3 protein-coding genes and 4 pseudogenes are annotated in these 10298 nt (G+C 45.5%); 4 read left to right on the forward strand and 3 right to left on the reverse strand.

The annotated features are described in order from the left end of the window. Positions 1 to 515: 515 nt before the first annotated feature. Positions 516 to 1253 (reverse strand): dephospho-CoA kinase, encoded by a 738-nt coding sequence (gene coaE / locus QUA24_RS14305; protein WP_333230461.1) that lies wholly within the window; start codon positions 1251 to 1253, stop codon positions 516 to 518. Between the two features lie 205 nt (positions 1254 to 1458). Here coaE and QUA24_RS14310 point away from each other — a divergent pair, with 205 nt between their 5' ends. Then, entirely contained in the window at positions 1459 to 6606 is a 5148-nt protein-coding gene (locus QUA24_RS14310; RefSeq protein ID WP_333230462.1) for a CHAT domain-containing protein, read from the forward strand. Positions 6607 to 7066: 460 nt separating this feature from the next. On the opposite strand, the pseudogene QUA24_RS14315 reads toward QUA24_RS14310, so the two are convergent. Beyond that, positions 7067 to 7663, reverse strand: a pseudogene (locus QUA24_RS14315) (transposase); the annotation flags it as partial. Between the two features lie 55 nt (positions 7664 to 7718). Between QUA24_RS14315 and QUA24_RS14320 the strand changes: the two are divergent. Next, a pseudogene (locus QUA24_RS14320) lies at positions 7719 to 8797 on the forward strand (IS630 family transposase). An 11-nt stretch (positions 8798 to 8808) separates the two neighbouring features. On the opposite strand, the pseudogene QUA24_RS14325 reads toward QUA24_RS14320, so the two are convergent. Further along, positions 8809 to 9523: pseudogene (locus QUA24_RS14325) on the reverse strand (transposase); the annotation flags it as partial. A gap of 97 nt (positions 9524 to 9620) precedes the next feature. Here QUA24_RS14325 and QUA24_RS14330 point away from each other — a divergent pair. Together QUA24_RS14330 and QUA24_RS14335 are read left to right on the forward strand one after the other, a co-directional pair. Beyond that, positions 9621 to 9821: a hypothetical protein gene (locus QUA24_RS14330; protein WP_333230463.1), complete on the forward strand. Its 201-nt coding sequence runs from the start codon at positions 9621 to 9623 to the stop codon at positions 9819 to 9821. Between the two features lie 112 nt (positions 9822 to 9933). After that, positions 9934 to 10298, forward strand: a pseudogene (locus QUA24_RS14335) (hypothetical protein); the annotation flags it as partial.

Here is a 10298-nt window from a genome sequence, read left to right on the forward strand (position 1 = left end):
CTCAAATCTAAAATCTAAAAGGGTATCGCCGATGGAAACCTCTTGAAACAGTCTTCCAACAAGGAAATAAAACGCCAATTGTAAAGTTTTACTACTTTTATGATTAACTTCATAATTTATTGAGGTGAAGCGGCAACCCTAGGATGAAAGACACAACAAGAGAGTACCGAGGCGCTCCATCCGCACGTTACATATAAATATCTTGTTGAATAATGAGATTCCTTAAAGCGGGCAAGGCTTAATTTTCACATTAACTTCATAAATGGTTGCTATTGTATGTTTAAATAAATTGTGAACCTTTGATTTTTTATGATTTTTTCTGATCTTTTTTGATCTTGCTTTGTGACAAGAGGGCTTACGCGCCACTTTGAAGGAGGAGTCGAAAGCGGTTGGGAAAAAAGCCCGTTGACAAAATCGTGGATTCAATCTCAAATCTCAACTCTCAAATCGAACTGGCGCGCAGAAAGTAAAAAAACCTGGTTTTAAAACCCATATCGCGGATTCAATCTCAAATCTCAAATCTCAACGCGATTGACTTGCACATCTACCTGCTGGAATAGCGAGTCGAGCGTTGACGAGTTGTCCAAAATAACATCAGCTTGTTGACACTTTTGAGCCAGCGGCAACTGGGCGTTAATGCGGGCATTAGCTTGATAGTAACTCAAGCCGTCTCGCTGCATTAGTCGTTCTAACTGCACTTCGGGTGAACAGTACACTACCCAAATTTCGGTACACAAGTCAGTCATGTTAGCTTCAAACAGCAGCGGCACTACCAAAACCAAAGTCAACGTGTCAGCCTGCGCGCAGAAACCGGGTTTTTTTTCAACAATACTTCGTTCTAGCTTTTGATGAGGGTGAAAAAAGCCGGTTTCTTGAGTCTTTGTACCTAAATCCTGTGTGCCTTGGGATACCAAACTCGATGCAGCAATGCAGCTTTGAGTTTCCTCAACTAATCGGCGGCGCACGTAGGGGTGAATCTGTTGTTCCAACCACTGCCGCTCGTCTGCGTTACAAAAAATAATACTTCCCAACTCTGGCCGATTTAAATTGCCATCCGGGAGCACAATACCGGCACCGTATCGTTTTACAATAGAGTCAAGTATTGGCGAACCGGGGTTCACAGCTTCGCGGGCGTAAATATCGGCATCTAAAATCGGAAATCCACAGGCATCTCTCAGATAATTAGATATAGCGGTTTTACCCGTGGCGATGCCCCCAGTTAAACCAATCAGACGGACAATGCGATCGCTCATAATTTTCTCTGTTTAAAATTCCTGGGTTTCGACACTTACTGTCAGTCTTTGCTATGTTGGTGACACAATCAAATTTAGACTTAATATTTAAGATTTGCGATCGAGAGTTCGCGTTAGGAAGTGTCAGCATTGGGGTGCGATCGACTCTTTTTTACCTAAAATCTCAATTTTAAACTCGAATTAAGGTCTAGACCGAGGCAAACTTATGAATGCTCAACGTGCTGTGCGGTCGATTCTGGCAGCAATTCCCCTTGCTGGATTTTTGATAGTAGATTTTTTACCCAACCTGGTTTTCCTCAAAGAAAACAGCAGCGGATGGGTACTCGTGGCAATTTATCCCCAATCTCAAATTGCTGCAGCACAATCTATTACTCCAGCCCCAGACGGCACCGGAACCGCTGTCACCGGCCCAGGTACAGGGTCGCCTCCTCGCTACGACATTAAAGGCGGCACTCCCTCTAGAGACGGAGCAAATTTGTTCCACAGTTTTACTCGGTTTAATCTGAATCCTGGCGAAACTGCCAATTTCATCTCCAACCCAAGCGTTAAAAATATCCTCGGTCGTGTTGTCGGCGGGGATGCTTCCTTAATCAACGGTTTAATTCAAGTTAGTGGCGGCAATTCTAATTTGTTGCTGATGAATCCCGCAGGGATTATTTTTGGAACGAATGCCCGACTCGATGTGTCCGGGTCTTTTTTTGCTACCACTGCTAGCGGTATCGGTTTTGACAACGGCTGGTTCAACGGTACTGGGGCGATCGACTACGCCGCCCTAGTCGGAACGCCGAATGCTTTTGTTTTTGGCTCACAGCCCGGAAGTATTGTCAATGCCGGTAACTTGGCTGTCGGAACCGGGCAAAATTTGACTTTGCTGGGCGGTACGGTCATCAGTACAGGGCAACTTTCAGCCCCAGGCGGTCAAATTACTGTGGCGGCTGTCCCTGGTGAAAATCTGGTGCGGTTGAGTCAAAACGGACTTTTGCTGAGTTTAGAAGTTTCTCCAGCAGCCGGAGTGTCGGGTGCCGAAGCGGTTCCCTTCTCTCCGCTGACTTTACCTCGGCTGCTTTCGGGCCCCGGCGTGGCTAACGCTACGGGTATAACTACGAACGCTCAAGGTGAAGTCGTACTCACAGGCGGCCAAACAGTGCCTGCGGGTGCTGGAACTGCGCTGGTAGCGGGTTCTGCGGACGTGTCTGCCAGGGGGGGTGCGGGAGGCAGCGTCAACGTGTTGGGTGACAAGGTAGGGCTGTTGGGAGCGAAAATTGAGGCTTCGGGGCCAGACGGCGGCGGAACGGTGCGGATCGGGGGAGATTACCGAGGCGAGGGAACTGTGCCGAATGCCAGGATGACTTACGTGGATGGCAAAAGTTCGATCGCCGCCAACGCAACTGAATCAGGCAACGGCGGCAGAGTTTTTGTCTGGGCTGACAACACAACAGCATTTTTGGGCAGCATTAGCGCAAATGGCGTTTCTGCAACGGCAACCGCAGGTGTTGGCGGGTTTGTGGAAGTTTCGGGCAAGCAAAGATTGATTTTTAACGGTACTGTTGATACCTCTGGGACAAACGGTTTGGGCACTTTGCTGTTAGATCCAGAAAATATTTTAATTATAGATTCCCCAGAATCTGCGGGCGATGCGGCAATAATTGCCAACAATAATATTTTGTCAACAGGAACGCTACCAGGACAGGAAAACAATTCTGAGCCTTCGCTGACAATTTCGGCTAGAGCTTTGGAAAGTATGTCGGCAACTTCAAATGTGGTTCTCGAAGCGCTCAATGATATTACAATTGCTGATTTGGCGGACAATCAGTTGAGCTTTCAAGCAACTACTGGTTCGGTAACATTGAGAGCAGATGCCGATCGCAATGGTGTGGGTGTTTTTTCGATGAATTCTGGAGATACAATTACCACGGCTGGCGGTGCGCTAGCCATTTCGGGAAGTCAAATTACTGCGGGCAATTTGTCTAGCAACGGCGGAAATATTAGTTTGATTAGTCCGGGTTCGACTGTTGCCAACAATATTTCTTCATCCAATCCCAGCACCGGCAGCAGCGGGAATATTTTGCTCGAAGGCCTGAATGTAACCGCGCAAAAACTTGATGCCAGCGGCCCGGAAGCGACGGGAAATGTAACTGTGACGGCTCAGAATGTTCTGGGAGTGAGCTCGCTCGCAGCGGGTTCTGGAAACATTACTTTGACTGGTAATGAAATTAATTTCAAAGGCGACAAAAATTCAGTTAGCGGCACTGGGTTTTTGGTACTGCAACCTTGGAGTCCCGGTCAAAATATTGCGATCGGCGGTTCTGGAGATGTCGGTACTAATATTTATTTGAATCTGACGGCAAGCGACCTCGGAAGTTTGGAAAATGGGTTTGCTGGAATTACGATCGGCCGCAGCAACGGTATCGGTTCAATTCTGATTGCCAACGATTTCACCTTTTATGATCCACTAATTATTCAATCGCCAGGGGGTTTGGGAACAATCACTACCACAAATTCTTTGACAGCGGCCGACAATGCCTCTATTACTCTCAAAGCTGATGGCAATATCAGAACCGGAAATATCACTACCAACAATCAGGAAATTCGCATCGCCAGCACCGCAGGCAATGTCACAACTGGTCAGCTACGTACTGGAACTGCCCGCACCATCAACACTTCTGTCAATTCTTCCGAAGATATAGGCAATTCGGCGGGAGATGTTAGTGTTACTGCACAGGGTACGGTTACTGCAGGGGCGATCGACACGAGGGGCGATCGCGGGGGGAATGTGACGCTGACGGGGCGCAATGGAGTCACTGCAGGGGGGATCGAAGCTGGTGGCTCGAAAACACCGGGAGATATTACCCTGACGGGCAACGAAATTGACTTGACGGATGACAAAAATTCGATCGCCAGCAACGGCAATCTGGTGCTGCAACCGGCTGATCCTAGTCAAAATATTATAATTCAAGGTTCTGGCGATACAGAAGCTCTGAACTTGACTGCTGCTGAATTGAACACTTTTCGGAATGGGTTTGCTTCGATCACGATCGGGCGCGCTGACGGTAGCGGTGCGATCTCGATTGGTTCTCCAATGCCAGATTCAACGCCAAATTCAACGCCACTGGCGTTGACATTTCAAGATCCGACGACGATCCGATCGCCCAATGGCGCAGGCGCGATCGTGGGAACGGGTGCGATCGTCGGCACTGATAACGCTACGATTTCTCTGATGGGCGGTACTGTAGCCGTCGGAGACGTTACCTCGATTGCGGGGATTAACATCAATAGCATCCAAGGCAAGTTGACTGCTGGTACGGTTTCATCTCGCTCAACTTCCGGGGTGGCGGGCCCTATCAATATTCGCAGCGCCGGTGCGGTAGAAACTGGCAACATCGATGCTTTTGGTGCCAGAAGCGGGGGAGATATTTCGATTGCGGCGCCGGGCCGGATCGTTACAGGGGTGATCAACTCGAGTTCGCAATCGGGAAGTGCCGGTTCGAGCCAAATTATCGGACAGAAAGATGTTGAAGTTGTTTCGATCAAAGCTCGTGGCAATACGGGCGGCGATGTGGCAATCGAGGCTGGGGGAGCGTTTCGGGCGGCGGGGACAGGAACCGCTGCTGAGCGTGCCCAGGTCAGCATTTCTACAGACGGGCTGGCTCAATCGGGTTCACAGACGCTGCTGCAAAGCACTTGCCCGTCCGGAACCTGCACGGCGGCGACTGTTGGGACGGGAAACTCGAAGTCGAACACTGCCACCTCTTCAACTGCGATCGGGCCGCTGGCGATCGTGCCGAGTCCGGTACCAACTACCAGCGTGGAACTGCAAACTACAGACAATTCTCAACAAATTGTGACTCAAGTGACTCTCGGCCCTGCAGCGTCTGCGGCAAAGATCAGTACCACAAATGTCTCGCCAGAACCTGCTGCTGCGCCTGTTGAGGCTCAGTCTAACCAGACTGCTGCGGGCCCGGTACTGCTGTCGCCGTCGGTGTTAAAAGGCAATTTGGGTACGCCTGTGGCGACAGAAAACGCCAGTGTGGCAACAACTCCACAGAAGCCGGCGAGTGCGGTGACAGCAGAAAGTATGGGGAATGTGAGGGTTCCTGAGATTTCTCGATCGAGTTCGATCGCGCAAATAAGTCCGATCGACGCAGTGCAGCAAAGGGATAGAACTCAGGGCCGGGAATTTGAACGTTACTTTGGGGGCACTGTCACTGAAAAGTCAGTTACGCAGAAAAGTATTCGAGATACTCTCAACAGCGTCAATCAGTTGACTGGGGTTAAACCCGCCATCCTTTACGTATGGGCAAAAGACAAACATTTAGAACTTGTGTTGTTATTGCCAGACGGCAAAAATGTTTTTAAAAGTGTGCCTGCAAGCCGCGAGGCAGTCTTGCAAGTTGCTAAAGAATTCACTAATGCTATCAGAACTCCCAGGAGATTGAATGCTGCTGACTACAAGCAACCTGCCGAGGAACTTTACCAGTGGTTAATTGCACCGCTGCAACCGGAATTGGAGGCTAACAAGATTGACACCTTGGTGTTTTCTATGGATGTCGGTTTGCGAACTTTGCCTTTGGCTGCTCTTTACGACGGCAAGCAGTTTTTGGTAGAAAAGTACAGTTTGGGGCTGATTCCGAGTTTGAGTTTAACTGATACTCGCTATGCCGATGTTAAGGGTTCTGAAGTGTTAGCGATGGGTGCGTCGAATTTTCCCGCTAAATACGATCAAAATCCATTGCCTGCGGTGCCGTTGGAAATATCGACAATTGTGGGCAAGATTTGGCCAGGTTCGTCTTTTCTCAATGAAGCTTTTACTTTGGCAAATTTGAAGCAGAAGCGCAATCAATCGCAATACAAAATTATTCATTTAGCTACTCACGGCGATTTTCAACCTGGGGGTGCCCAAAATTCTTACATTCAGTTTTGGGATACTAAGTTGCGGTTGAATCAGTTGGATCAGTTGAAGTTATCTAACCCGCAGGTGGAGTTGTTGGTTTTGAGTGCCTGTACTACGGCGGTGGGAGACGAACAAGCTGAGTTGGGGTTTGCGGGGTTGGCGGTGCACGCGGGGGTAAAATCGGCTTTGGCGAGTTTGTGGTATGTCAGCGATGTCGGTACTTTGGGGCTGATGACTGAGTTTTACCAGCAGTTGCGTACAGCGCCGATTAAGGCTGAGGCTTTGCGGCAAGCGCAATTGGCTATGCTGCGGGGAGAAGTGCGCTTGCAAGATGGTTATTTGGTGCGATCGGGCAAAAATCAAGCTCTGCCTTTACCGTCGGAGTTGACCGCTAGGGGCGATCGAAATTTGTCGCATCCTTATTATTGGGCCGCTTTTACAATGATCGGTTCGCCGTGGTAATTTTGAAGGAATAGGGTGCGATCGCCTAAAAAACCGGGACAGAACAAGTCGCAAAACTCAGAGGATGGGAATACCTAAAAAAGTGCGGTTACTCAGACTAGAAACCGCGACCTCAAGATCGAAAACGGGATAAAATGGAACAAGAAGAATTAAAAAAAACTCGACTGCTAGCCCCCCAAATATTGATTGTAGACAAGTGTTTACTAAAAACTTTTAGCCCAGATAACTGGAGTTTAGACTAAAAAAGAGAGAACGGTGGCAAAAGAAAAACTTGAGCCATCGTTAAGGAGAGAATGAGGGTGAAAAATAAAACCCATCAACTCCCCAAAGTAAACGCATCTTAATTTCAACCTAAAACATGATAAGATGAAGTGTGGGGCTAAATCAAGTGCGTAATTAGGGTTTGCTGAAAAAGTTATAAAAAGCAGGGGGTGGAAAATGAACAAGAGGCCTGTCTTCCTCACATAATAAGCCCTGCTTTACTTCCATTATTTAATTCATAGCTAAAGTTAATCCTTCTCGATAAAATCATAATATTTGGGAAAAATTGACACAAAAAAAGACAGTAAAACTGCCTCAGCAGCTTCACCAGGTTGATCACTAAAAAAGTCAGAGTAATGGAAGTTTCAGAAGTATTAGATAGTTTAGCCATGACTCTATTCAGACTGAATCTTGTTTTGCCCTGTCCAAATTTTTCCTCAATTTCGTTGCGAATGCGCTCATCTTCTTGTGCTTGTTTTTTAGCTTCTCGACTGACTTGGGTAGGCGGTCTTCGTAGCGGAGGGTCGCTTAGTCTAATTCCTCTTTCTTTACACCAACCTCGATTGACTCGGGTGCGATAAATTTTATCGGCATGAACCGATTTCGGGTAAAATCCCGTATATTCTTTGTAAGCTTCCACTTGGGAAATAAAATCACCACTTTCATTATAGTTTTCCCAGCTAATTTTTTCGAGGAATACATATCCTTCTACACAACTAACTGATAACTTGGCTCCGAATTCTGTAGGACTTCCTGACTTGCCTCTGACGATTGGACGGATATGCGGTTGTGTTATACCATTTTTCTAAAGTTATGCTAGAGTTACCTGAAAAGTAAAGGAGAATATTAAAATGTCTGGGCGTCCTCATATAACGATTACCGAATCTATAGAATTATTGCTAGAGCTTCGGAAAAAACAAAAAAGAATTTTAGCATATAATAAAGTTCAAATGCTTTATTTATTTATTTATTTCAATCAAAACAAATAGAAACAGTCCGAGAAGTATCGTCAGTTTTGGGTAAAAGTGAAACCACAATTCATCGCTGGCTCTTTCAATATAAAGAGGGTGGCATAGAAAACTTGTTAAAAAATCGGCAGATTTTTGGTAGGCCCAAAAAGTTTTCGGTTGAAGTAGCGGCTGCATTACAACAAGAATTGAGAGACCCCGAAGGATTTTCTAGTTATAAAGAAGTTCATCTCTGGCTCGGGTTAATCAAAGAGATACCTAGTAGTTATCAAGCTGTATACTCCTTGGTTAAAGGAGAGTTGAAAAGTAAATTAAAAATCCCAAGACCCCGGAGTAGTGAACAAAAGCCAACGGCAATCAATGAATTCAAAAACAGTCTATCTCATCAAGTCAAAGCCTTGCTGGAAAAAGCTCCTGACCAAGTAAAGAAATACAATAAATTTCTATTTTGGTGTAGTGATGAAACTCGATTAGGACTACATACAATTCAGAGACGAAGGCTAACACTACGGGGTGTAAAACCCCTAGGAAAATATTAATGGAAATTTAAATGTTTCTGGCTTTACGGAGCCGTATCTCCATCTACTGGTAGAAGTTTTTTTTGGGAGTTTTCCCATTTAGATAAAGTTTGTTTTCAAGCATATTTGCAACAATTGTCGCTGCAATATCCCGATGAATTGCATATCATTCAAGTCGATAATGCTCCCGGTCATCTTTTAAGCACATCTGAATTGCCAGACAATATTATTTTACTATTTCAGCCTCCTCATTGCCCTGAAGTAAATCCAACAGAAAGAGTGTGGGAATACATCAAAGAATTTTTAGCTTGGTTAGTCTTTAGTAATCTTGACGAACTCCGCGTAAAAGTTCAGGAAATTTTATCCTCTTTAACAAATAATGTCATTGGTTTTCTCACAGGATGGTCTTGGATCTTACATTCTTTATCTCTAGCACATCTTTAGAAAAATGGTATTAAACTGACAATTCGATGTTCGATTCTTTTTTTATTATTTGACCACATCCACTGCTGTTGAGGGTAAATTTCCCCAGATACCAACAAATTCCTGTATTGCCTTTGGCTTAGGAGTTCTAGCCTCGCACCTTTTTTGATTAATTGCTCAATATGTCCCAAATTTCGTTTGATATATTGGAGCTGTTTTTTAACGGCATTTCTCCGTTCTTTTCCAGAGGGCTGCCTATTTTTTGCGAATTTTAGATAATATTTTCGGGCGTTTTTTCTGTAAGTTCTGGGTTTTTTCTCCAGGTTGCCCTTCAGGGATTTATATAAGATGTCTATGATGAGTTAGGTGGTTTTCCTCGCTTGATTTAACAGGTCTACATCGGTGGGCTATTTGATATCGGCAGGTGCTACCGTTGCATCTATTAATAGCTTTCCTCTATTTTCTTTTGGTCTTTGAGCTCCTTCTGACTTTTTTGTGCTGGGTTCCTCCGGCTTGAATCCTCGACCTTGTTGGACAATTTTTCGATTGATTTTTTTAAGCAGAGACTGAGCGATTCTTTGTCGAAAATGAACCATCATTGAATCGTCAAAAAGCGCTTCGTTCCGATAAGTATTTTATCGGAAAAAATACTGTAAGTAAGGGTTTTCCTTAATTTGTTCTACTGTTTCACGCGGAGCTAATTCCCAATTTTTCTTTGATGATTAACGCTCCCAGTGCCATCCGAAAGGGGAGCATCTCAATTATAGAATGAGTATAAATACTTACAACAGTCCTATGCAAGAATTATGTAAAATGTAAAAACACACTTACGAGTGAGAAAAATATGACCCCAGAAGAAACTCAAGAACTCCAAAAATGTCTAGAAAAGGTATCCGCTATCTTACTCAAGAATACACCATCAGAACAGCTAAAAGACTTTGGCAGTATTGAATTAGCGGTTAGAGACCATGTCCTCAAAGAAGTAGCCCCAGAGATTGGAAAATTTTTTAAGCAGAAGCAGCCAAACAGAAGCAGGCAGAGGTAGAGAAATCCAGACCTGCATGGGTAAATGGCGAGTGAGAGAACAACAAAGTAAAAAACTCGGACTCAAGAAAGGGACAAGATTAAGCCCTCACTTAGAAAAATGCTGCCTAATATTGAGCGCCAACGTATCCTATGCCAATACCACCAAAGACTTACAACAACTGACAGGAATATACGTATCCCATAGTACGCAACAACGGCTAGTACATCGACAAGAATTTGTGGAGGCCTCTTCAGAGACAACTGTCACCGCTTTGAGTGTAGATGGAGGCAAGGCAAGATTAAGAACCGACTTAGGAGAAGCCAGTGAATGGCGAGACTACAAAGCTGTGGCATTGCATCATCAAAAGTGTGCGGCTTTCTTTCAAGAAAATGACCAGCTATTGGATTGGGTGAATCGACGTAACCGTTCAGGGGGTGCGCCTGGGGCGCACCACCCTAAGAGGAGTTGTAAAGAATTTGGGGAGAAAGGCGGGCG

Origin of the sequence: Microcoleus sp. Pol12B5 (genome assembly GCF_036701335.1) — a bacterium.
In the GTDB taxonomy this organism is placed as follows: Bacteria; Cyanobacteriota; Cyanobacteriia; order Cyanobacteriales; family Microcoleaceae; genus Microcoleus.

Excerpts from the sequence above, each read along its gene's own strand:
- coaE (WP_333230461.1), bottom strand. The coding sequence starts at position 1,253 with ATGAGCGATCGCATTGTCCGTCTGATTGGTTTAACTGGGGGCATCGCC.
- QUA24_RS14310 (WP_333230462.1), top strand. The coding sequence starts at position 1,459 with ATGAATGCTCAACGTGCTGTGCGGTCGATTCTGGCAGCAATTCCCCTT.
- QUA24_RS14330 (WP_333230463.1), top strand. The coding sequence starts at position 9,621 with ATGACCCCAGAAGAAACTCAAGAACTCCAAAAATGTCTAGAAAAGGTA.